Below are 23447 nucleotides of genomic sequence, written 5' to 3'. Positions count from 1 at the left end.
CGGGCGCATCTTTGGTGTGACGAAAGGCCCTGTCTGGCCAGGCCGGACCTCAATCCTTGGTGACGCGATCGATCTCGGCGAGGCTGGTGACGCCCTTCTTGACCTTGAGCAGGGCGGACGCGCGCAAGTCGTTGATGCCCGCCTTGCGGGCGACCTCGGCGATCTGGAGTGCATTGCCGCCCTGCAGGATGATCTTCTGGATGTCCTCCAGCATGGGCATCACCTGGTAGATGCCGACGCGGCCCTTGTAGCCCTCGTTGCAGCTGTCGCAGCCGCGCGCCTCATAAAGGGTCAGGCCCGCATCGATGTCTTCCTGGGTGAAGCCGGCCGCGAGCATGGCCTGCGGCGGCAAGTCCATCGGCTTCTTGCACTCGTGCAGCCGGCGGGCCAGGCGCTGGGCGATGATCAGGGTCACCGACGAGGTGATGTTGTAGGGCGCAATGCCCATGTTCATCAGTCGCGAAATGGTCTGCGACGCATCGTTGGTATGCAGGGTGGAAAGCACCATGTGACCGGTCTGGGCGGCCTTGACCGCGATCTCGGCGGTTTCCAGGTCGCGGATTTCGCCCACCATGATGATGTCCGGGTCCTGGCGCAGGAAGGAGCGCAGGGCCGCGGCGAAGGTCATGCCGCGCTTCACGTTCTGCTGCACCTGGTTGATGCCTTCGACGCGGATTTCCACCGGATCCTCGACCGTCGAGATGTTCCGCTCGGCCGTGTTGAGGATATTCAGCGCCGTATAGAGCGACACCGTCTTGCCGGAGCCGGTCGGTCCGGTCACCAGCACCATGCCATAGGGCTTGTGGATGGCTTCGAGGTAGAGCTGCTTCTGCACGTCCTCATAGCCCAGCGCATCGATGCCCAGCTTGGCCGCCGAGCCGTCGAGGATACGCATCACGATCTTCTCGCCGAACAGCGTCGGCAGCGTGCTGACGCGGAAGTCCACCGCGCGGCTCTTGGACAGGTTGAGCTTGATGCGGCCGTCCTGCGGCACGCGGCGCTCGGCGATGTCCAGGCCCGCCATCACCTTGATGCGGGAGGAAATGCGGGCGGCCAGCTTCATCGGCGGGCTGGCCACGGCGCGCAACATGCCATCCATGCGCAGGCGCACGCGGTACTGCGTCTCGAAGGGTTCGAAATGAATGTCCGAGGCGCCGCGCTTGATCGCGTCGACCAGGATCTTGTTGACGAACTTGACCACCGGCGCGTCGTCGTTGGCGGTGGCGTCGATGCCGGTGGACTCGGCCTCGTCGTCGCCGCTTTCCAGGGCCAGGTCGTCGAGATCGCCGCTGCCCATGTCGGGCACCGCGTTGCTCATGGCGTTGAGCAGGGTCTCGATGGAGCGAAGCAACTGCCCGCGCTCCACCAGGATCGGTTCCACCATGCAGTTGGAGTGGAACTTGATCTCGTCCAGCGCATGCGACTGCATGGGGTCGGCGATACCCACGAACAGGCGTTTGCCGCGCTTGAACAGGGGCAGGGCGTGGTGCTTGTTGACCAGCGCCTCGCTGATCAGGTTGATCGGCATGTTGGCCGGGACCAGGGCGCTCACGTCCATCATCGGCATGCCGAACTCGTCGGAGGCGATGCGGGTGAGGCGGGCGCTGTCCACCAGATTGTGGTCCAGCAGCCACGCGGCGAGCGTGGTCTTGTGCTGGACCGAATCGGCCATTGCCTTGCGCACGTCGGCTTCGGGCAGCACATCTTCCGAGACCAGCCTGCGCGCCATGCCCGACAGGCCTGCGAGCGAGGGTTGCATTAGCGTAGACATAGCGATTTGGCTCAGCCCCCTGATTGACTGGGAATTTACCCCAGTTGGGCGGGTAGGTCACGCAGCAGCGACGGGGGGCTGTTTCGAAGGTGATGGGGTGCACAGATCGCCCGCCGCCGCTGGCGTCCAGTTGAAGTCAAGCAACAGACATGCCCAAACTGGCCATTCGGGCATGGACCTTCCCATCTGGTTGCGATAGAAATGCCGCTTTCGCCCAGAGACCTCAGCCAGTGTCCAATATTGAATCGCAGCCTCCTTTCCTGGTCTTTGGCGCCCCTCGTATTGAGGAGGCTGAGATTGCCGAGGTAGAGGCCTGTTTGCGGTCAGGCTGGCTGGGGACCGGCCCGCGTGTGGCCCAGTTCGAGCGGGATTTTGCCGCCTGGCGGGGTGCACGCCCGAGCCAGGTGGCTGCGGTCAATTCCTGTACTGCGGCGTTGCATGTGAGCCTGGTTGCCGCAGGCCTGGAGCCGGGCAGCGAGGTCATCACCACGCCGCTTACGTTCTGCGCCACGGTCAACGCCATCCTGCATGCCGGGCTGACACCTGTGCTGGCGGATGTGGACCCCATCACCCAGAACATCGACCCGGGTGCCATCGAGGCAGCCATCACGCCGCGCACGCGGGCCATCCTGCCGGTGCACTTTGCCGGCCGTCCCTGCGCCATGGATCGCATCATGGCGATCGCCGAGCAGCACGACCTGGTCGTGATCGAGGACTGTGCCCACGCCATCGAGACCGAATTCCGGGGGCGGGCGGCCGGCACCTTCGGCGATTTCGGCTGCTACAGCTTCTATGTCACCAAGAACGTAGTGACCGGTGAGGGCGGCATGATCCTTGGCCGGGACGAGGAGCGCATCGCCCGGGCCCGCATCCTGGCCCTGCATGGCATGAGCAAGGACGCCTGGCATCGATTCAGTGACAAGGGTTACCGGCATTACCAGGTGGTGGAGTGCGGCTTCAAGTACAACATGATGGACCTGCAGGCGGCGATCGGTATCCATCAGCTGGCCCGCGTCGAGCAGAACTGGCTGCGCCGGCGCGAGCTGTGGCAGCGTTATGACGAGGCCTTCGCGGGCTTGCCGCTGGGCCTGCCGGCGGCGCCTGAGGCGGATACGCGGCACGGCTACCACCTCTACACGATCATGGTTGACGAGGCGCAATGCGGCATCAGCCGGGACGATTTCCTCGAGGCGATGAATGCCCAGCGCATCGGCACCGGCGTGCACTACCTGTCGGTGCCGGAGCATCCTTACTACCAGGAGCGCTTTGGATGGCGCCCCCAGCAGTGGCCGAACGCCATGCGATTGGGGCGCCAGACAGTCAGCCTCCCGCTGTCGCCAGCCATGTCTGACGAGGATAGCGATCGCGTCATCTCCGCCGTGCGGACACTGATCAAGGGTTGACCCGGGGGAAGGCTGGCGACGCCCTCGACTCACGGTGCATCAACCGTCAAATCTGCCTCAATTTGCCAGCCATCCTCAGGTTATGATTCCGCGTCACTATCGGGGGAACCCTCTTGAGTCGCCTCAGCATTGTCCTGCCCGCCAAGAATGAAGGCGCGGCACTGAAAGACCTTTTGCCCCGTCTTCGGGCTGCCCAGCCTGAGGCAGAAATCATCGTGGTTGACGATGGTTCTGATGACGATACTCGCGACATCTGCAAAGCCAGCGGCGTTCTCTGTCTGTCTTCACCCTATTCGATGGGTAACGGTGCTGCCATCAAGCGAGGGGCGCGAGCAGCCAACGGCGACATCCTGGTCTTCATGGATGGCGATGGTCAGCACGATCCAGCCGATATTGCGCGCCTCCTGGAGAAGCTGGACCAGGGCTTCGATATGGTGGTTGGCGCTCGTGACTGGAGTAGTCAGGCCGGCGTGGGACGCGGCGTGGCCAATACCATCTACAACTGGCTGGCTACCCGCATGACCGGCCACACGGTTGCCGACCTGACCTCAGGTTATCGCGCAGTGCGCGCAGACCGATTCCGTGAATTCCTGCACCTGTTGCCGAACGGCTTTTCCTACCCCACAACCAGCACCATGGCCTTTTTCCGCAGCGCCTATCCGGTCGCCTACGTGCCGATCAAAGCAGCACAGCGGGTAGGCAAGAGCCATATCAAGCCGATTCGCGACGGTATCCGCTTCTTGCTTATCATCTTCAAGATCGCCACGCTTTACTCGCCGCTGAAGCTGTTCGCTCCGGCGAGCGTCCTGTTCTTCCTGCTTGGTTGTACGAACTACGCCTGGACCTTTGTTCATGGTGGGCGCCTGACGAATATGAGCACCTTGCTGTGGAGTGCATCGGTCATCATTTTTCTGATCGGCCTGGTGTCGGAGCAAATCACTTCACTGACTTACGTTCGCCCCAACAGGACATGAAGTGGCTGCGATCATCGTTGGGCTGGCTCAAGACCACTCCCATTCACCCGCAATGGCTGCTGGGTCGGAGGCAGGTGCCGACGGGCGTCTCTGAAGTCATGGGCAGAATGCTTGATGTCGGCGCAGCGGACCAGTGGTTGAAGGCCCACTGTTCAGGCGCCGTGGACTATGTGGCCCTCGACTATCCAGCCACCGGGCGCGATCTCTACGGCTCTCGTCCGCACGTGTTCGCCGACGCTGCATCGATTCCATTCGCGGACGCCTGTTTTGACGGCGTTTGTTGTCTTGAAGTGTTGGAGCATGTGCCGAATCCCTTGAATGTCATTGTCGAGATTTGCCGGGTCCTCAAACCGAGTGGGCGGGCATGGGTTTCAATGCCATTCCTGTACCCCCTGCATGATGCTCCGTACGACTTTCAGCGATTCACGGAGTATGGATTGCGTCGTGACGCGGAGCGCGCCGGGTTGAAGGTGGTATCGATCACCAAGACGGGGCACGCAATTCGCGCTGCGGGCCTGCTGGCGTCTCTTGCGATAGCAGGCGGCGTATACGAGCGTCGAGGTGTGGTGGGAATTCTGTTGTTGCCGGTAGCCATGCTGGCCGTACTCGTCGTTAATTTGACGGCGTCGCTCGCCAGCCGCCTTTGGCCAGATTGGGGCCCCATGGCGACGGGCTACGTCATGGAGGTTCGCAAACCTTGATGCGCGACACGTTGTTAATCGTCACGACTTCCTTCCCGCAGGCCGGTGACGGTAGCGAAGCGGCAGGTGCCTTTGTTGCAGATGTGGCATCGGAACTCGCCGCGAGGGTGCCGGTGAGAGTCGTGGCGCCGGGGGAGCGGGCGGGAGTCGATGCGCCGATGGGAGCAGTGCAGGTTCGTCGATTCACTTCGCCGGGCCGCCCCTTGTCATTGCTGTCTCCACTGCGCGTGACCGATTGGCCGGCCATCGTTGGCACGCTTGGCTCACTCCGGGCCGAGACTTTGGCCGCGAGTGGCGATGGCCGAGTGGCCCATGTCCTTGCCTTCTGGGCATTGCCTTCGGGCTGGGCGGCATTGGAGGCTTCGCGGAGACATGGCGTGCCCTACTCGGTGTGGGCGCTGGGCAGCGACATTTGGACGCTAGGGAAGACTCCCATCGTGCGATCGGTGCTGCGCAAGGTCATCAGGAATGCTTCGCATCGCTTTGCTGACGGCCTGCGCCTCGGACAAGATGCCGAGAGCATCAGTGGTTGCCCGTTTGAGTTTCTGCCTAGCACGCGACGCCTTGATCAGGTGCGAACGCGACCTCTCGCGAGTGCACCACCTTATCGCCTGCTGTTTCTCGGTCGCTGGCATCCCAACAAGGGAGTCGACTTGTTGCTCGAAGCCATGGCGGAGTTGGACGAGGGTAGTTGGTCTCGGATTGCCGAGGTGCACATCGCTGGCGGTGGACCACTGGAAGGCCTCGTGCGTGATCGAGTCGAGGCGCTTCAGGGAATGGGGCGGCCCATTAGGTTGAGCGGATTCCTCGATCGTGATGAGGCGGCGCATGCTTTGGGCGAGGCGGACTTTTTGCTTCTTCCATCGCGAATAGAGAGCATTCCGGTCGTTTTTTCCGATGCTATGAAAATGCAGTTGCCGGTCATTTCAATGCCTGTCGGCGATTTGCCCCATCTGATGGCCGAGCATCATGTCGGTGTCGTGGCCAATTCCGTTGACTCCAGGTCTTACGCGGAGGCCATTCGCAGTGCTCTTGGCGAGGCTCCTGAGCGCATGCGTTCGGCCATGCTTGACTGCGGGAAGAGATTTTCCATGGATGCAAACAAGCTGTGTCGAACGCTTGGCCTGGTGGACTCCTCCACCCAGGAGAACGCATGACGGAGCGCGGTTACCAGTACGGGTTCTCGAAGGGGAATGCGGCGATGCACGCCGTCGAAGGAAGGCAACGCAAGGCGCTGACCATGCTCGCCGTCCTTGAAGAAGCGCTCGGCCCTGAGCGATTGGCCAGGGCCAGAGTTTTGAACGTGGGGTGTTCAACAGGAATCATTGATGAGGTGCTGTCCACGCGCGTGGCGCACTCAACCGGCATTGACATAGACCAGGACGCCATCGAGCTTGCGAGGGAGCGTTGCTCCGCCGCCAACACCTCGTTTGAGGTTGGTGATGCCATGTCGCTGGACTTTCCAGATGGCAGCATGGATATCATCATTTGCTCCCAGGTTTACGAACACGTTCCCGACCCCGTGCAAATGATGAGAGAGATACGCCGCGTTCTGGCAGCAGACGGCGTATGTTATTTCGCCGCGACAAATCGTTGGTGCGTCATCGAGCAGCATTACAAGTTGCCGTTCCTGTCGATTGTTCCTGTGAGCTGGGCGCATAGATACCTGCGAATTCTTGGAAGGGGCCGTTTCTATCACGAGCGTCATTTGACACTTTTCGGGTTGCGCCGCTTGACTGGCGAATTTCTAGTCAATGACTTCACCTCTAAAGTCCTCGCGGACCCGGATCGATATGGCACGCGCTATATGGTGAATTCGAGGCTTAAGGGTATCGTTGCTGGACTCTGGGTGCATTTGGCCTATTGGTGTTTTCCCGGATACGTCTGGGTACTCAGCAAGCGCGGTTAGGTTGCGGCGAATCCGGCGCCGGCCAGAATGTCGAGAGGGAGGAATTGATGGCGGACCAAATACGGCACGGCATATTTCTCATCATTGAAAAGCTGCTTCGTTGGTGTATCCACCCGAAGCTGCGCGGGCGTCTGCTTGCGCTGTTTGGCGCACAAATAGGACGAAATGTCCGTGTCAGCGAGTGTCAGTTCATCAATCTGCGCCAAGGCTTTTCAAACCTAGACTTGGGAGACGATGTTTTCATTGGCCCAGGCTGCCTTATCGACCTCGAGGGTAGGGTCATCCTTGGGAGAGGTGTCACGCTTGCGCCGCGGGTCCAGGTCATCACCCATAGCGACCCTGGCGAGCGCCACGCGTCGCCATTGGCTAACCATTTCCCGAAGACGACCTATACGGTTCGAATTGGCTCCTATTCTTGGATAGGGGCGGGCGCAACCATCATGTCGGGTGCTTCAATTGGAGATTTCGTAGTTGTGGGCGCCATGACCCTGGTGATCACCAATCTGGACAGTGGCGCCGTGTACGTAGGTGTGCCTGCGCGCAAGACGCGGCTCCTCGACCTATCTTGATGCACGATGCCCGATGATCGGCTAGAGGGTCCGGCTACGGAGCCCCTTGGACAAGGCGCTTCGGGCCTCGACGATCGCAACGATCGCCGCGGCAAGCATGTCGGGCAAGGTTAGCGTCACTCGCGCGATAATGGCGATGGCTGCAAGAGACTTCACGTCTGCTGACACTCCGAGTTTGCTGGCGAGATAGACAAAGGCCACTTCCCTGACGCCCAGGCCACTCGGGACGACAATGGCGATCGTCCCTGCAACCCAGGCCAGGCAGATGCTTGCTGCGCCCACGATGAGGTCATTGCCGCCGTAACCGGTGGTTGCGATGAGCAGTGCAAAAATGGATGCCAGCATGATCATTGAGTGAATGGCGGCCCACATGAATAGCCGTCCAACTTCACGAAAGCTCGAGTCACTGGGGGTGGCTGATAGTTCTTTGCCAAAGACCCTCGCAGTGCGGCTCACAAGCCGGGCGAGCCAAGCGGACGAGGCGATCGCTGCGGAGAACAACCACCCGGCGCAGGCCACCAGGCATCCAAGTGCTGCACTGTGGCAATAGACAAGCAGGCCAAGGCCCGTTGAGCCAACAGTCATCATGAAGAACACACTCGTGTCGATGCCAGCCAGGAATAGACTGCCGACACGCGTGCTGCCGATCAGTTGTGCTTGAAGCAGGGCACCCCAGATGTTGCCCGGGATGTACTTGGTGACTTGAACGACCAGCTGCAGGTAACAGGAAATTCGGGCCTGAATTTCGATGCCGCTTTGTTTCAGAAAGCTTTGAAAGGGCATTCCGGTCAAATAGTTCGACAAGAGCGCCAGCAACGTTGAAAGGGCAAGCAGCCATGGATTGGTCGAGGTCACGACATGCCAGATGGGTGCCCGGTATTGCCATGCCGCCAGGAGTAGCGCGGCGAGTGCAGCGGCTGTAAGTGTCGCGCGGGCCATCCTGCGCCAGCCACGACGGACCGGGAGGGGCATGGGCGTTGTGCGGGGGTCGCTCAAGTTAGCTAGTAGTCCAGTTTGAGAGTATCAGCAGCTATCGATCTGGCGGTTTGGGCGGGCGAGCGCAATTCACCGCGTCCTGACGAGTTCACGAGAAGTTATCGATCCTGTTGCGCAATGGCGCGACTCAATTCGCTGACCGTGACATCAAGCTGGCCCCCTATATTCAGCTGCCGCAAGCCGTTCAAGGCCGCCCGCGCCTCATCCGTGCGCTCCTGGGCCAGGAGCATGCGAATTTGCGTGAGGCGATATGCCGACTCCTTCGGGGCCGTCTCTACGGCCATGGCAATCATGTGCTGGCCCAGTGCGCGGTCCCCGAGGACGTTCCATGCGTAATCACTGTACATCGCGAGCAGACGTGCGGTTGGATGGGGGTGAGAAAGTGCTGCAAGGTAGGCTGCGACCATCCTGTCGTGAGGTAGGTCGCACTGGCCGTCATGCGCGCACTGGGTCAACGCCCCCAGAGAGCTTTCATCCTGTACTCCCGGCTTGCGATCCTTGAGCTTGGTGATCATGGCGTCCCACCATTGGTCGTCCAACGGCAGATGCATGCGGGAATTCATGAAGATCAAGGCTTGTAGCGGCAAGATTGACGAATTGGGAATGCTCGCTGCCTTCTGAAGTGCCTCGTTGGCCAACACGGTAAAACGAGATTTCGGATCGTACTTGGAGTAGATGATGTAGGTGCGGCCGAGTTCGTATTGCGCACGGGGGGACTCGGGTCCACGTGCCGCCAGTTCGATCGCCAGCCGCAAGGGGTTGCCCCATGCCTGGGCGGTGATGGCGGTCATCCCAGTCCACCAAAGAAAAAGACACGCGAGCAGGGCGCGACGAGCGAGTCTGAGGCGAACTGGGCTGACCCCTATGCCAGGTGGCCCGATCAACAATGGCACTACTGCGAGCAAGACACCAAAGCTCGCAAAATAGTTGCGATGTTCATAGACCAACTCGAGTGGCAGGACGGTTCCAGTGAGCACGTGACAGGCAAGAAAAAGCAGGATGCCAAGCGCTGCCAGAGGTTGGCGAAAGCGAAGCCAAATGGACATGACCAGCAGGGCGATCAAGGCGACGAAGCTGGCCAGCGTTGTCCAGGGGGAAAGCAGGCCGGAAGAAATGCGAAAATTGTCGTGGTAGAAGGAAAGTTCACTCGGCGCTGGCCATAGCGTCCACTTGAGATAGCCGATGACGATTCGGCACTCGCTAAGCAGTCGCGTGCGCAGCGTGAAGTCGCGGGTCGTCCAGGCTTCCGACTGTAGAAGGCCTGGGAGCAACCAAGCCAACCCCACAAGCATCGGCAACAGAAGCAGGACGAGAAACAGCCCAACGACACGCCTGTCCCGTCCATTGGACCCGCTACTGCGAAACTGGAAAAGCACCCATTCGACGAGCAGCGCATACAAGGGCAGCATGACGGCTGTTTCCTTGGCGAGCAGGCCGAGAAGCGTTGGTAGCGTGATGCTGGTGACGCACAGCAGGAGCCCTCGTTCAGTCCATGCCGGTGACGGCTGGCCATCCTCCGGCAAGGCCGTGCGCCTGTGCTCGCGTTGCATGCTCATCCGCCCCTTTACGTAGCCGAGCAGGCCCGCGAGCACGAACAGGTTCGCCATGCTTTCCATGCGCTGAACCACATAAAGGACAGCGGTCAGGTTGATAGGTAGCAGGAGCCAGGCAGCCGCAATCAATGCGGCAAGCAAGCCGTCTTCGGCGCGAAACGCGGAAGCCGACGGCATCGTCCGGGTGCGCCATGGACTGCGAGTGGCAGTGCACAGAGTGCGCGTCAGCAGGAATGCCAGGACGCCATTGAGCAAGTGGATGACCAGGTTGGTGACCTTCATCCAGTACGGATCAAGGCCCGTCATCAGGTAGTTCAATGCAAAGCTCAGCGACGCGAGAGGCCTCTTGAACTCACTGGATGGTGATGAAAGTGCGGCACGAATGAGTGAGGGGAAGCTTGAATCCGACGGCTGGACACCTTTGTTGTCGACGATATTGGGATAGTCATCGAACACATAAGTGCCGGACAGGCCGGCACTATAGATCGCGCCAGCAATGACCAGTGCAATGGCGATGACAAGCCAGCCGGCGTCTCCACGACGTCGAAAACTGATTGTGAACATGCGGAGTACGGAATTCATTGGCCTTGGGTAACCTGTCGAGCAACGTCTTCAGCGAGAGTGGCACGTAATTGGGTGAGCTCATTGCCCCAATAATTCTGTCGCTCGAGCACCCATGCATGAATCCGCGCCATGCTCGGCGCAGGCTTCTGTTCCCGCTGGCGGATACGCGCGTAATAGTCCAGATGCGCCAGTCCCTGGCCCGGAAAACCTTGCGCTCCAAACAGCGCGGCTTGACGGAGTGCGATCGCCGCTCGAACCTCCTGCTCCAGCGACTTGTCGAAATCGCTCAGCGCGGCTGCCGCATCGCCTCGCGCCAGCGCAATGCGACCTCGCAGATAATATAGATCCTGCCGGCGGCCAGCGTGTTCCATGAGCTCTTGGTTTTCGAAGGCGGCGTCAAGCAGCTTTTGCAGATTGTCCAGACTGGCCTGGGGGCAGGTGGGTGTTGCCGCCTGGGCTATCGCACCCTCGAACCAGCTTGTGAGAAGACCGCCAGGATCGCGCGAGGTGGCCAGAGATGCCTGGGCCGCAGTCAGTGTCGCGGTGGTCACGGTGCCCTGCTGGCACTCGGCGGCGAGCAGATTCAGGGTCAGCTGCGGTTCGCTGGGGTGCATTTGGAGTGCCGACCGGAGCCTGGCCACGGCCCGCTCCGGGTGACCGGCGCCCATTTCCGCCTGCGCCGCGTTGGCTTGCGCCCGTGGCGAGTCGGGATTGAATCGGGCCCACAGCAGGGCCTGGTCATGCGGATCACCCCATAGCTCTGCCCGTGCATGAGTCATCAGCGCCAGCATGGCCACCAGGGCCAGCGCGAAGGCGATGCGATATTTCCCGAATGCGGGATGGGCGAGGGACAGGCGAACCCGTGGGCGGCTGGCTTCGTCTTCCCGTGGCGCTGTCCCGCGCCTGATGCCACACAGCCATAGCGCCAGGGGCCAGAACATCAGCATGGCCGGAAGGTAGTTGCGGTGTTCGAAATACAGTTCCAGCGGAATCGTGCTCGACTCCAGCGACTGGCCGACAAAGTAGAACAACAGGGCCGTGGCGAGGGCGGGGGCTTTCCTGCGCGACAGCCAACCACCCGCGATCAATCCAATGACTCCCAGCAGCGCGGGCAGCGTGGTTGCGGGTGACCACAGCGACGACGATGCCTGGATCTGGTCGTTGAACAATCCGGCGGTAAACGGCCGGGGCAACCAGAGCAACTCCAGGTAGTCCATCAGCACGCGCGGCTCGGTCAGCAGGCGCTGACCCAGGGTCCAGGGACGGATGCCAGCGACACCGTGCGAAAATCCCTTGATGGCTTGCTGTATCAGATAGCCTGCCGTGAGCAACGTCGGCAACCAGGCGAACACGTACATCGCCAGGCGATAGGCTTGTGGGGAAGAGGCTGTGCTTGTGTCGTTGGATGCGTGGTTCAGCGTCGCGGCACCTCCCATGTCACTGGACCGCAACAGCGCGTACTCGATCACCAGCGCCAGCGACGGCAGCAGCAGGCCATTGGCCTTGCTCAGCACGGCAAGCACGGTGCAGGCGCCAAGGCCAAGCGCGATCCAGGCCAGTCCGGCCGCACGGCGCCCGCCAAGAAGCGCGGCCCGGCCGTGCAGCCACGCCAGCAGGCCGAGCAGGGTGAACGTGGCTGGCAGCATCGCTTCGCGCTGCACGATATACAGCGTGGTCGACAGCAGGAGCGGGTGGAGCAGCCAGAGGCCGGCGCCCAGCAAGGCAGCGAGGTCGATACGCAGGCGAAGCGCGGCGGATTCCACTGACCCCAGCGCGTGGCCCAAGTTGCGCAGCAGCAGAGTCAGCAGGGCGCCGTTGAACAGATGCAGCAGCAAGCTGGTGCGCTTGAACGGCAGCGGGTCGGCGGGCCAGTCGCGGGCATCAAGCAGAAAGCTGAGCAAGGCCAGCGGGCGACCGGTGGGGTCGGCCTGCCCGGAGGTGATATAGCGCCAGAACGCTGCCCAGCCGTGGACGGGGCCTTCGGCGCCGAGCGCAGGCAGGTTGATAAAGTCGTCGAACAGGAAGCCGCCATGAAGGCCCGGCAGGTAGGCCCATGTAGCCACAATCAACAGGCTGCAGGCGGTCAGCGCAATGAGAAGTCCACGGCTGCGTGGCATGGATGGCCCTGGCTCAAAAGAGAAGGGCCGCACCGGGCGGCCCTTCGGGATCAACTTGAAGCGATGCTGCGATTAACGGCAAACCGTCGGCAGATACTTCGGGTCGACTGTGGTGCCTGCGGAAGCCTTGCAGCTCCAGGAAATGCTACCCGCGTTGGTAATCGCAGAATAGACGAGCAGCTTGTTCAGGATCTTCGAGTTGGCGTCTGGCTGGTTGAAAGTCGCAGTGATCTTGCCATTGTTGGCGACGGCAACCGACGTCACGTACTTGCCGGCGATCGAAACGGCAGTGGCCAGGCCTGCCGAAGCGTTTACAGTCGGGAACGCGCCCTTATTGCTGTAAAACTCTGCGAAGGCCGTCTTGGCGCCATCGCTGAGCACCGCGCCTTCCGAGACCTGCGTGCGGATCACGTAGTCCTGGTAAGCCGGGATGGCGAGCGCGGCGAGGATGGCAATGATCGCAACCACGATCATCAATTCGATAAGGGTAAAACCCTTCTGGATGGTCTTCATGGTGATTCCTCTGTTTTGGTTAGCTAACCGTAGGTACTGCCCCCTGAGCCCCAGTCCCGAATCCCCCTAGGCGGGATTGGTTCCCAATACTTGCGGTCGGAACGACCAGGAAGCTCGCGACAACTGAAGCAGCTTATATGCCATTGTTGCCGCTTTGATATTCCCGCATAAGCGGGGGTTCTTTCATTGTGCACGTCGTCACGAATGCCCACAAGCAGGGCTACGCATGGGGGTTGTGTTCGTCAAAATGCGACCGGTGTAGCAGGTTGCTCCATGTGGTTGCCAGGGGCACCAAGTGACGTTTTTTGTCAGTTTGGGCGCTTGGCGGCCGTCGGTGTCACGGTAAGGCGAGGCTCCAGCCCGACCACGCGCTTATGCCAGGGATGGCTGGCAGCGGTGCTCTGCTATCGCTGTGCCGGCGATCAGGGACGGCAGACCGTGGGCAGGTATTTCGCGCTCAGCGTGCTCGGTGTACAGGTCCAGGCGATGCTACCGGCATGGGTAATTGGCGACAGCACCAGCAGCTGATTCTGGATCTGCTGGTTTGCCTTGGGGCCATGGAAGGTGACCTGAATCTTGCCGCCCGTCGCATCCACATTCGATACGTAGTTGCCTGCGATGGACGCGGCGGACACTAACCCCGCCGAGCGGTTGCTGGGCGGCAGGCGCCCGGTGTTGGAAAAGAAATCCCATACAGCCGCCTTTGCCCCGGTCGAAAGACTGATGCCTTCCGAGACCTGGGCGCGAATCGCATAATCCTGATAAGCCGGAATTGCCAGGGCGGCGAGGATCGCGATGATTGCCACGACGATCATCAGCTCGATCAAGGTGAAGCCGGCGGAAAGGCGCTGGCGCAGCATGGTGGATTCCCCTGTTGGTGTCCCCTTGGGGACGCACGTTTTGTACCAACCATGCGGCGTGCTGACGCCAGGGTGGCGTGGAGGGCCGGTTGTCTTGGAATTTTGTGACGCAGGCCGCGCTATGGCGGGATCGGGGGCTTCCAGACGGCCGGGTCCGTTGCGCCCATCCCTGCATCACCCCGTGGTCACCGCCATCGCCAGCAAGCCTTCGAGCCCCCGCAGGCGGTGTTAGCCGCTTGGCATGCTTGAAGTGGGCGGCAGCGTTTGCCGCCCCCAGGGCAGTGCACCAGAGTGGCCGCCCCACCGGAACAGCATCCTGCGTACGGGGCCGTAGCTTGCACTGCGCGCCATGGGCTCTTACCGTCAGCGTTTTCGCAGCACCCCGGGAACCCTCCATGAAACCCTTGTTTGTCGCGCTGGCGCTCGCGCTGGCCACTACCTCCGCCGTGGCGGCCGAGGTCGAAAGCCACGGCCCTCACCCGTTCAACATCCATGACCTGGTGATGATGGACCGTGTTGGCGACCCTCAACTGTCGCCGGACGGCCGCTACGCGCTGTATACCGTGCGTGCGACCGACTACGCGGCCAACAAGGGCGTCACCTCGATCTACCTGCTCGACCTCGAGAAGGGCGGCGAGCCGGCCAAACTGGTCGACAAGGCGTCCGATCCGCGCTGGGCGCCGGACGGCAGTGCGTTCTATTACGTTGCCCCGAAAGACGGCGTGGCGCAGCTGTGGCGCCGACCGCTGGGCGCCGGCGGCAAGGCCGCGGACGCGCAGGCCGTGCCGGTCACCCATGCGCCGATCGACATCGACGGCTACAAGCTGTCGCCCGATGGCAAGAAGGCGCTGCTGACCTTCGGCGTGTTCACCGACTGCGCCGACCTGGCCTGCACCAAGGGGCGCCTGGACGCCCGCGCCGCCGACAAGGCTTCGGGCACGGTCTACAACAAACTGTTCGTGCGCCACTGGGACACCTGGGCCGACGGTCGTCGGGCGCAGCTGTATATCACTGACCTCGACAGCACCGAGGGACAGCCGGTACTGCTCAGTCGCGGCATCGATGGTGACGTGCCGAGCAAGCCGTTTGGCGACGACGGCGAATTCAGCTTTTCGCCGGATGGCAAGACGGTTTATTTCGGCGCGCGCATCGCCGGCAAGACCGAAGCGTGGTCGACCAATTTCGACGTCTATACCGTGCCGGCCGACGGCTCGGCCGAGCCGCGCAATCTCACTGCCGCCAACGAAGCGTGGGATGCCTTCCCGGTCGCCTCGCCGGATGGCAAGACGCTGTACTACCTGGCGATGAAGACGCCGGTGTCCGAGGCTGACCGCTTCGGCATCATGGCGCTGGACCTGGCCACCGGCCAGAAGCGCGAAGTGGCGCCGAACTGGGACCGCTCGGCCGGCGGCCTGCAGATTTCCGGCGATGGCAAGACGCTCTACGCCACCGCTGACGACAACGGCCAGCACCCGCTGTTCGCCATCGACGTGGCCAGCGGCAAGGTCACCACCCTGGTCACCGAGGGCGATGTCGGTGCCTATGCGCTGGGCAAGTCCCGCCTGCTGGTGCAGCGCGACGACCTCCGGCGCTCGGCCGACCTGTACGTGGCCGACCTGCATGGCAAGGGCCTCAAGCAGGTCACGCACTACAACGCCTCCCGCCTGAAGAGTGCGCAGATGGGTGCGCCGGAGTTCTTCACCTTCAATGGTTGGAACAACGAGACCGTACAGGGCTATGTGGTGAAGCCGGCCAACTACAAGGCAGGCAAGAAGTACCCGGTGGCCTTCATCATCCATGGCGGCCCGCAGGGTGCCATGAGCAATGGCTGGAGCTACCGCTGGAATCCGCAAACCTACGCGGGCCAGGGTTTTGCCGTGGTCACCATCAATTTCCACGGTTCCACCGGCTATGGCCAGGCCTTCACCGACTCGATCTCGGGTGACTGGGGCGGTAAGCCGCTGGAAGACCTCAAGGCTGGCTGGAAGGCCGCGCTGGGCAAGTACAGTTTCCTCGACGGCGATCGCGCCTGTGCGCTGGGTGCCAGCTACGGCGGTTACATGATCTATTGGATCGCCGGCGTGTGGAACGAGCCGTGGAAGTGCCTGGTCGACCATGACGGCGTGTTCGACGCGCGTGCCATGTACTACGACACCGAAGAACTGTGGTTCGAGGAACGCGAGAACGGCGGTCCGCAGTACCTGCACCCCGAGAACTACGAGAAGTTCAACCCGGTCAACCACGTCAAGGACTGGCGCGTGCCGATGCTGGTGGTCCACTCCGCCAAGGACTTCCGCATTCCCGACACGCAGGGCCTGGGCGCCTTCACGGTGCTGCAGCGTCGAGGCATTCCCAGCCAGTTGCTGCACTTCCCCGATGAGAACCATTGGGTGCTCAAGCCGCAGAACAGCGTGCAGTGGCATGAAACGGTCAATGCGTGGCTGAAGCAGTGGACGGCGCCGGAGACGGCGAAGTCGTCCTCCAAGTAAGCGAAAAGGCGGCCTCCGGGCCGCCTTTTTTTTTCGAGGTGCGCAGCCGCGCCGGACGGCTAGCCGGGCCCCGTCAAAGCCACTTGGCGCGCTTCAGGAAGGCGTAGATGCCGCCGACCAGGGTGATCACCAGCACGATGATCAGCGGGTACGCCCACGGCTTGTTGAGCTCGGGCATGTGCGAGAAGTTCATGCCGTACCAGCTGGTGATCAGCGTGGGCGCCGCGAGCATGGCCGCATAGCCGGCCAGGCGCTTCATCACTTCGTTCTGGCCGAATGTCACCAGCGACAGGTTGACGTTGATGGCCGCGGCGAGCATCTCGCGCATGGCGCTGATGGATTCGTTGACGCGGAACACGTGGTCGTACACGTCGCGGAAATAGGCGCGCAACTCATCGGGTATCAGGTGCGGATGCATGCGCACGAGCTGGCTGATGATGTCCTGCAGCGGCGCGACGGCGAGGCGCAGGGTCATCAGGTCGCGCTGCATGTCGTAAAGGCGCCTGACCGTGCTGCGCTTGAAGGTGTCGGAGAATATGTCCTTCTCCAGCTCCTGCAGTTCCTCGCGGAAGTCGCGCACGATGGGCAGCAGGTTGTCGACCACGAAGTCGAGCACGCCGTAGAGGCCGTAGCTGGGTCCAAGCGCAAGCAGGTCGGGGCTGTGTTCGCAGCTGCGTCGCGCCGGCGCATAGGAAAGCGAGGCACCGTGGCGCACCGTCACCAGGTAGCGCGCGCCCATGAAGATATGTGTTTCGCCGAAGGCGATGTGCCCGCTCACCAGCTGGGCCGTCTGCACCACGATGAACAGCGAGTCGCCGTAGGTTTCGATCTTGGTGCGCTGATGTGCGTGCTGGGCGTCTTCGATGGCCAGGTCATGCAGGTCGAATTCCTCCTGCAGCTTGTCCAGCAGTGGCTCGTCCGGCTCATGCAGCCCCACCCAGACAAACGTGTCGGTCGCCTTGAGCACCTCGCTGATCTCGTCCAGGCCGATGTCGCCGATGCGCTGGCCGTCGAAACGGTAGGCGACGCAGTTGACCACCATCGAGCCGCGGGTCGCAGGGCCAACTGGCATGGAAGGAAGTGATGACGACATGGAGTGCATGATGCCTCTTCTCCGTCGTCCGGGGCAATTTCACGTTTCCGGGTGGCCGGGCGCCGCCGGGCGGGCCTAGACGCTATGATCCAGTCCATCAAGGGGTGTGGTCTGAAGAATCGATGAGAGCGAACGAGTATCGGCTGGGCTTCCGCGGTGATATCGAGGGACTTCGAGCTGTTGCAATCATGCTGGTACTGGCCGCCCATGCCGGCGCGTCTTGGTTCGCAGGTGGGTTTGTCGGCGTGGACGTGTTCTTCGTCTTGTCCGGCTATTTGATTACCGGATTGCTAGTGCGGGAGGTAGCAGACACGGGACGTATCCGGTTTGCGGATTTCTACCTGAGGCGCCTGCGCCGACTCATGCCGGCGCTGGTTGTCATGGTCGCCATCTCGTCGACGGTGGCCGCGGTGGTGCTGGCGCCCGCGGAGCAGCTCGAACAGTCGAGTGCGGCCGCCATGGCCGTCTTGTGGCTGAGCAACATCCATTTTGCGCTGGCGCAACTGGATTACTTTGCCGCTGGTTCGGACAGCAACCTGTTCCTGCATACCTGGTCGCTTGGCGTGGAGGAACAGTTCTATCTGCTATGGCCAGCCTTGCTGGTTTGGGTGCTCGGGCGGGATCTGGGGACGCCGCACGTTGCTCGCCTGAAGCTGGCGATGGTGGTGGTGGCTACGCTGAGTTTTATCAGCTGCCTGCTGCTCACTCCGCGCTTTCCCCAGCTTGCCTTCTACATGATGCCGATGCGTGCCTGGCAATTCGCCGTGGGCGCGCTCGTCTGGCTTCATTGCAGCAGGGGGACGTCCGCCGAGGGCAATCCGGGAGCCGCGGAATCGGTCGTGGCCATCAGGCGCTGGACAGGCTGGCTGGGACTGCTGGTGATCCTTGGCTCTGGGGTCATGTTCAATGCCTCCATGTCTTATCCAGGCTGGCGCGCCTTGCTTCCTACGGCGGGTGCTGCAGCCGTCTTGTGGGCGGGCTTGGGCGAACATCGGCACGGCGCGCCCGGGCTACTCGCGTGGTGGCCACTGCAGGCGATGGGTAGGGTGTCCTACTCGTGGTACCTGTGGCATTGGCCAGTGCTTCTGCTGGGCTTGGCCATCACTGGATCTCACAGCCCCTGGGTTCGCGGAGCCGAAATACTGGCTTCACTAAGCCTGGCCGTCGGTTCGTATCGGCTGGTCGAGTCGCCCGTCCGCCATCAGGAGTACTGGCTGAAGCACCGTCGCGTCGCTTTGATCGCGGCAGTTGGGGCGATGCTCGCCGCCAGTGTGCTTTCCATGCATTGGTACACCTCCGCCCTGGTCAGGACACAGACGCCGGAGTCGCAGCGCTATGCAAGCGCCCGCGTTGATGCGCCGCCCATCTACGCCATGGGGTGCGATGACTGGTTTCACAGTGACAGGGTGCTGATGTGCACCTTCGGCTCAAAGGATGCCGCCCACACGACAGTACTCATGGGTGACAGTATCGCCGGCCAGTGGTTTCCCGCGCTTGCCGGCATCTTTGATCGGGCTGACTGGCGTGTGATCGTCCTGACCAAGTCCTCCTGCCCCATGGTGGACGAACCACTCTTCTATGCACGTATTGGGCGCGATTACACCGAGTGTTCGTCCTGGCGGCGGCAAGCACTGCAGCAGGTGGCGGCGATCAAGCCCGATGTCGTCGTGTTGGGTACGGTATCTACCGTGGCGTTCACGCAGCCGCAATGGACCGATGGTACGGCGCGCGTGCTGAGTTCGATCAGTCATGCTGCGGGTCGCATCTATATCTTGCGCAGCACGCCGCATCTCCCTTTTGACGGCCCCAATTGCCTGGCCAGCCACGCCGGACGCCCGAAGTGGTTGGGTGCTCTGCAAGTCTGCGATGCGCCGGCTTTCGATGACCATGGACAGCAGGTGTTTGAGTGGTTGCAGCAGGCGAGCGCCCGATTCGCCAACGTGCGGACCATTGATCTGACTGACCAGATCTGTCCGCAGGGACGTTGTCGCGCAGAATTGAATGGCGAGGTGGTTTTCCGCGATTCACAGCACCTGACGGCGAGTTTTGCCCGGTCGCTTGGACCTGAGATGGAGAAGCGGATGGGACTGACCGATTTCGCCGCGCCGCACGCGGTCAACGACGCTGCAACACTTCACTGAAGTCGCTCCGTGAGAGGAGCAGCCCTCCGGTTACTTGGAGGGCTTGCGCGAAGTCCAGGCCAGCGCCAGCCAGCAGGGCAGTGCGAACAGCAGCCATGGCTGGTTCTGTTGCACGATGCCGGGCAGCAGGTGCAGGCCGATGGCGAGCAGCGCGGAGAGCAGCTGGATGGTCATCACCACCTGGGCCAGGCGCGACGGCGCCACGCCGCGGCGCGCGCGCCACACCGCACGCAGCAGCACGAATGCCAGCGGATTGAACAGCAGCAGATTGGCGTTGGCCCATGCCGAGTGATGCGTGGTGAGCGTCCACAGCACCAGCAGGGCGAGACCCACCAGGCCGGCGAGCACCAGGTACAACGAGGCGAGCAGCGCATGGACGGTGGGCGCGGTGCGGGCCGACAGCACTAGCAGAACGGCAAAGACCAGTCCCGCCAGCGCGAGGGGCAGGCGAAGATCCGGTGCGCGATCCGGCGGCGGTACCAGCCGGTTCGGCGACAACAGTTGTTCGGCCTGCACCAGGGGGCGCGTGCCGCCCATGCCGTCACTGACCTGCACATGGCTGCTTTCGCTCTGCAGCACCATCGGCAGGAAGCTTTCCTGCCATGCGTTGAGCGGCTGGTCGGCGTAGGGGCCCAGGCCCAGGTCGAGGATGAGCATCAGCCATGCCTCGTTGCTCATCAGCCGCGCGGTCTGCTGGCGGTAGGTCATGCCGCCGGCGCGCGCCTCGAGTTGCCGCTTGAGCGTGCCGCCCAGCGCCTTGTCCAGCGCGTCGCGCACGCGGGTTGCGCAATTGTTGATGTAGTAGTCGTAGGGATAGCGCACGTTTTCCGGGCGCAGGTTCCACAGCAGGAAATCGCGCAGGTCGGCTGCCTGCGACGGCGTGAAGGCGAGGCGCTGGCGCGTCACGGAGCGGCCGACGCTGGCGTAGTACTGCTGGTCCACCTCGCTGGGCGCCGCGTCCATCATGTAGTGCATGCGTCCAGCGGCGAAGTGGAGCAGGAAGCCGCTCTCGTCGAAATCGAACACGCCGTAGTTGAACGTGACCTCCTCGCCGCTGACGCTGTCGCGCAACTCGATGGCGTCATGGCCGAAGCGCTCCCAGTACGTTTCGCCGGGCCCGTAGGTGACCAGCGAAACCTCCAGGTTGGCGCCCGGCGCACTGGCGATGCCGGCGTGCGCGCGCGGCGTCCACCCGAGCAGGCAGCACAGCAGCAGCACGGCGACGCCGGAAAGGAGCCGCCGCAGCGCGTGTCGGTGTGCCGGTGCCGGCATCCTGCCCGTGGCACGCACGCTCAGGCTTCCGTCCGCCGGATGACGCGGAACGCCTGGACGCGCCGGTCGTCCGCCTCGGTGACATGGAACAGGTAGTCGCCGATGGCGATTTCCTCGCCTACCTCGGGCAGGTGGCCAAACTCGGAAGTGCACATGCCGCCCACGGTGTCGAACTCCTCGTCCGAGAAATCGGCGCCGGCCTGTTCGTTGAAGTCGGCGATCGGCGTGAGCGCGCTGACCACCCAGCCGCCACCCGACTGCTCGTGCATGAGCTTGGGCTCTTCCTCGTCATCGTGCTCGTCGTCGATCTCGCCGACGATCTGTTCGAGCACGTCCTCGATGGTGATGAGGCCGGCGACGCCGCCGTACTCGTCCACCACCAGCGCCATGTGATTGCGCGTATGGCGAAACTCCGCCAGCAGCACGTTCAGGCGCATCGATTCGGGAATCAGCACGGCAGGACGCAGCACGCTGCTGATGTCGAAGTGGTCGCCGTCGCCGACGAACTTCAGCAGGTCCTTGGCGAGCAGGATGCCCAGGATCTCGTCCTTGTCCTCCCCATGGACGGGGAAGCGCGAATGGCCAGAGTCGACGACCGTGCCGAGGATGTCGGACAGCGGCGCCTCGGCCGACAGCATCACGATCTGCGAGCGCGGGACCATGACGTCGTCCACGCTGAGCTCAGTCACCTTGATGGCGCCCTCGACCATGGTGAGGGTGTCGTTGGACAGCAGGCCATTGGCCTGGGCCGTGCGCAGCTCGTCGATGAGCTCTTTCCGGTTGCGCGGCTCGCCGGAAAACAGGTGGCCCAGTCGATCCCACCATTTGCGGTGGGCCGGGCCGCTGGTACTGCCAGGGTCCTCGTTCATTACTCTTGCGGGTGCAGCCCAATGCGGGGCGGGACCCTGAGTCTAGCGGAAAATCCGTGACGATTCAGGAACAAGCGGGCGAGGCCCGGGCAAGGCGGGGCAGGCAGCGACCGCTACGGCGCGCCTCAAACGCAGGGGCGCCGGCGCTGGCTCAACGGTCGCTGGCCGTGGCGGGTCGCGCCGCTGGTGCCTTCGCGACGCCCGCCGTGCCGTTGCGGACATCGCTCCAGCCGCCGCCCAGGGCCTTGTAGAGGTTGACCTGGTTAACCGCCTGGTCGAGCTGCAGGCTGACCAGTTTCTGCTGGGCGGCATAGAGCGAGCGCTGGGCATCCTGGGTCGCGATGTAGTCGTCCAGGCCTTCCTTGAAGCGCACCTGCGAGATCCCGTAGACGTGCTGCGACTGGTCCACCAGCTCCTGCTGCGCCTTGAGCTCGGGCACGATGTGGTCGCGCACGGCCAGTGCGTCGGCGACCTCGCGGAAGGCCTGCTGCACCGTGCCCTCGTAGGCGGCGGTGGCGCCGCCATAGCGCGCCTTGCTGGCCGACAGCTCGTTCTTGTTCCGGCCCCAGTCCAGCAACGGCATCGCGGCGGAGGCGGCGCCATTCCAGGCCAGCGAGCTGGCGCCGAACAGGTTGGAGAGGCTGCCGCTCAACACGCCCAGCGCAGCGGTCAGCGCGATATTGGGGAAGAACGCGGCGCGGGCGCGACCGATGTCCGCATTGGCCGCCCGCAGGCGATCCTCGGCGGCCAGGATGTCGGGGCGACGGTCCAGCAGCGAGGACGGCAGGCCAGCCGGCACGTCGGTCAGCAGGGGCGCCTGCCACAGGCTCGGGGTGGCGTAGCTGGGCGGCAGCGGCTGGCCGATCAGCACGGTCAAGGCGTTGATGTCCTTGGCGATGCGGGTGCCCATGTCCTCCACATCCACCTGCGCCGTGTTCACCTGGGTCTGCGAGCGGCGCATGTCGAATTCCGACACGCCGCCGTCGCGGAAGGCCTTCTGCATGACCTCCGCATGCTGCTGCTGTGCGGCCAGCGTCTGCTGCGCCAGCTGCAGCAGGGCGCGGTCGGCATTGAGCGAAAGATAGGCATTGGCCACTTCGCCGATCAGGGCCATCCGTGCCGCCTGGTAATCGGCGGCGCTGGCTTCGGCCAGCTTGCCCGACGCATGCACATAGGCGCGCTGGCGGCCGAAGAAATCCAGCTCATAGCTGGTCATGCCGGCCTGCACCTGGTAGGTGTTGAAGGTGGACGCGCTGCCGCGGTTGTTCTGGATGGGCCCGAGCAGGCCGTTGCTCGGTTGCTGCGTCATGCCGGGCAGGCGCTGGCGACCGGCATAGCCCTGCAGGTCGATCTCCGGGAACAGGCTGGAACGGGCCACGCCATAGCCGGCGCGCGCCTCGGCCATGTTGGCGGCGGCCACGCGCAGGTCGCGGTTGTTGCCCAGGGCGATCTCGATCAGTCGTTGCAGCACGGGATCCTTGAAGAACTCGCGCCAGCCCAGGTCGGCCGCTTGCGCCGGCGCCTCGGTCGCGGTGGTGTGCGCCGGGTAGCTGTCCGGCACGGGCATGGACGGACGCTGGTAGGTCGGCTCCATGCTGCAGCCGGCCAGCAGGCAGCCGGCGAGGGAGGCGGAAAGGATCAATGGCTTCATGA

General features: G+C 62.9%; 18 protein-coding genes. 8 read left to right on the top strand and 10 right to left on the bottom strand.

All coding sequences use genetic code 11. From position 1 onward, the window contains the following. Positions 1 to 49: 49 nt before the first annotated feature. Complete coding sequence (gene pilB / locus ACXU4B_RS08290; protein WP_131409483.1) at positions 50 to 1771, bottom strand: type IV-A pilus assembly ATPase PilB; 1722 nt, start codon at positions 1769 to 1771, stop codon at positions 50 to 52. Positions 1772 to 2001: 230 nt separating this feature from the next. On the opposite strand from pilB, the gene ACXU4B_RS08285 reads away from it, so the two are divergent. The 6 genes from ACXU4B_RS08285 to ACXU4B_RS08260 all read left to right on the top strand — a co-directional run bounded on the left by ACXU4B_RS08285 (position 2002) and on the right by ACXU4B_RS08260 (position 7327). Then, positions 2002 to 3174 (top strand): DegT/DnrJ/EryC1/StrS family aminotransferase, encoded by a 1173-nt coding sequence (locus ACXU4B_RS08285; RefSeq protein ID WP_240734046.1) that lies wholly within the window; start codon positions 2002 to 2004, stop codon positions 3172 to 3174. A 113-nt stretch (positions 3175 to 3287) separates the two neighbouring features. Next, positions 3288 to 4148, top strand: coding sequence for a glycosyltransferase family 2 protein (locus ACXU4B_RS08280; RefSeq protein WP_131409479.1), 861 nt, complete (start codon positions 3288 to 3290; stop codon positions 4146 to 4148). Beyond that, the gene (locus ACXU4B_RS08275) at positions 4145 to 4849 is read left to right on the top strand and encodes a class I SAM-dependent methyltransferase (RefSeq protein WP_131409477.1); all 705 of its coding nucleotides are present in this window, start codon (positions 4145 to 4147) and stop codon (positions 4847 to 4849) included. Before ACXU4B_RS08280 ends, ACXU4B_RS08275 begins: the two co-directional genes overlap by 4 nt. Continuing rightward, positions 4849 to 6006: a glycosyltransferase gene (locus tag ACXU4B_RS08270; RefSeq protein ID WP_131409475.1), complete on the top strand. Its 1158-nt coding sequence runs from the start codon at positions 4849 to 4851 to the stop codon at positions 6004 to 6006. Before ACXU4B_RS08275 ends, ACXU4B_RS08270 begins: the two co-directional genes overlap by 1 nt. Continuing rightward, positions 6003 to 6758, top strand: coding sequence for a class I SAM-dependent methyltransferase (locus ACXU4B_RS08265; protein WP_131409473.1), 756 nt, complete (start codon positions 6003 to 6005; stop codon positions 6756 to 6758). The genes ACXU4B_RS08270 and ACXU4B_RS08265 overlap by 4 nt, the downstream gene beginning before the upstream one ends. Positions 6759 to 6805: 47 nt before the next feature. Continuing rightward, a complete protein-coding gene (locus tag ACXU4B_RS08260; RefSeq protein WP_131409471.1) occupies positions 6806 to 7327 on the top strand; it encodes an acyltransferase in 522 nt (173 codons plus the stop codon). A 21-nt stretch (positions 7328 to 7348) separates the two neighbouring features. Here the strand turns inward: ACXU4B_RS08260 and ACXU4B_RS08255 are convergent, their stop codons facing one another. From ACXU4B_RS08255 to ACXU4B_RS08235, 5 genes are all read right to left on the bottom strand, one after another. Continuing rightward, a complete protein-coding gene (locus ACXU4B_RS08255) occupies positions 7349 to 8266 on the bottom strand; it encodes a lysylphosphatidylglycerol synthase domain-containing protein (RefSeq protein ID WP_165583167.1) in 918 nt (305 codons plus the stop codon). A 155-nt stretch (positions 8267 to 8421) separates the two neighbouring features. After that, positions 8422 to 10458 carry a hypothetical protein gene (locus ACXU4B_RS08250; RefSeq protein WP_240734045.1) on the bottom strand — a complete coding sequence of 679 codons (2037 nt, stop codon included), beginning with the start codon at positions 10456 to 10458 and terminating at the stop codon, positions 8422 to 8424. Then, positions 10455 to 12557, bottom strand: a complete 2103-nt coding sequence (locus ACXU4B_RS08245; protein WP_131409467.1) for a tetratricopeptide repeat protein — start codon at positions 12555 to 12557, stop codon at positions 10455 to 10457. Before ACXU4B_RS08245 ends, ACXU4B_RS08250 begins: the two co-directional genes overlap by 4 nt. A gap of 72 nt (positions 12558 to 12629) precedes the next feature. Continuing rightward, entirely contained in the window at positions 12630 to 13070 is a 441-nt protein-coding gene (locus tag ACXU4B_RS08240; RefSeq protein WP_131409465.1) for a pilin, read from the bottom strand. A gap of 422 nt (positions 13071 to 13492) precedes the next feature. After that, entirely contained in the window at positions 13493 to 13930 is a 438-nt protein-coding gene (locus tag ACXU4B_RS08235; RefSeq protein WP_131409463.1) for a pilin, read from the bottom strand. Between the two features lie 395 nt (positions 13931 to 14325). Between ACXU4B_RS08235 and ACXU4B_RS08230 the strand changes: the two genes are divergently transcribed. Next, complete coding sequence (locus ACXU4B_RS08230; protein ID WP_131409461.1) at positions 14326 to 16419, top strand: dipeptidyl-peptidase 5; 2094 nt, start codon at positions 14326 to 14328, stop codon at positions 16417 to 16419. Between the two features lie 73 nt (positions 16420 to 16492). On the opposite strand, the gene corA is transcribed toward ACXU4B_RS08230, so the two are convergent. Further along, on the bottom strand, positions 16493 to 17491 hold the full coding sequence (gene corA, locus ACXU4B_RS08225) for a magnesium/cobalt transporter CorA (RefSeq protein ID WP_425481387.1): 999 nt from the start codon (positions 17489 to 17491) through the stop codon (positions 16493 to 16495). A 143-nt stretch (positions 17492 to 17634) separates the two neighbouring features. On the opposite strand from corA, the gene ACXU4B_RS08220 reads away from it, so the two are divergent. Next, positions 17635 to 19653 carry an acyltransferase family protein gene (locus ACXU4B_RS08220; protein ID WP_131409457.1) on the top strand — a complete coding sequence of 673 codons (2019 nt, stop codon included), beginning with the start codon at positions 17635 to 17637 and terminating at the stop codon, positions 19651 to 19653. A gap of 30 nt (positions 19654 to 19683) precedes the next feature. Here ACXU4B_RS08220 and ACXU4B_RS08215 read toward each other — a convergent pair whose 3' ends face one another. The 3 genes from ACXU4B_RS08215 to ACXU4B_RS08205 form a co-directional block, all read right to left on the bottom strand. Next, complete coding sequence (locus ACXU4B_RS08215) at positions 19684 to 20925, bottom strand: lipoprotein N-acyltransferase Lnb domain-containing protein (RefSeq protein WP_131410467.1); 1242 nt, start codon at positions 20923 to 20925, stop codon at positions 19684 to 19686. Between the two features lie 20 nt (positions 20926 to 20945). After that, positions 20946 to 21794 carry an HlyC/CorC family transporter gene (locus tag ACXU4B_RS08210; protein WP_131409456.1) on the bottom strand — a complete coding sequence of 283 codons (849 nt, stop codon included), beginning with the start codon at positions 21792 to 21794 and terminating at the stop codon, positions 20946 to 20948. 151 nt (positions 21795 to 21945) lie between these two features. After that, positions 21946 to 23445: an efflux transporter outer membrane subunit gene (locus tag ACXU4B_RS08205; protein WP_165583166.1), complete on the bottom strand. Its 1500-nt coding sequence runs from the start codon at positions 23443 to 23445 to the stop codon at positions 21946 to 21948. Positions 23446 to 23447 lie beyond the last annotated feature (2 nt).

The organism is Dyella soli, from assembly GCF_054482295.1.
This window is presented reverse-complemented; position numbering and strand designations above follow the sequence as displayed.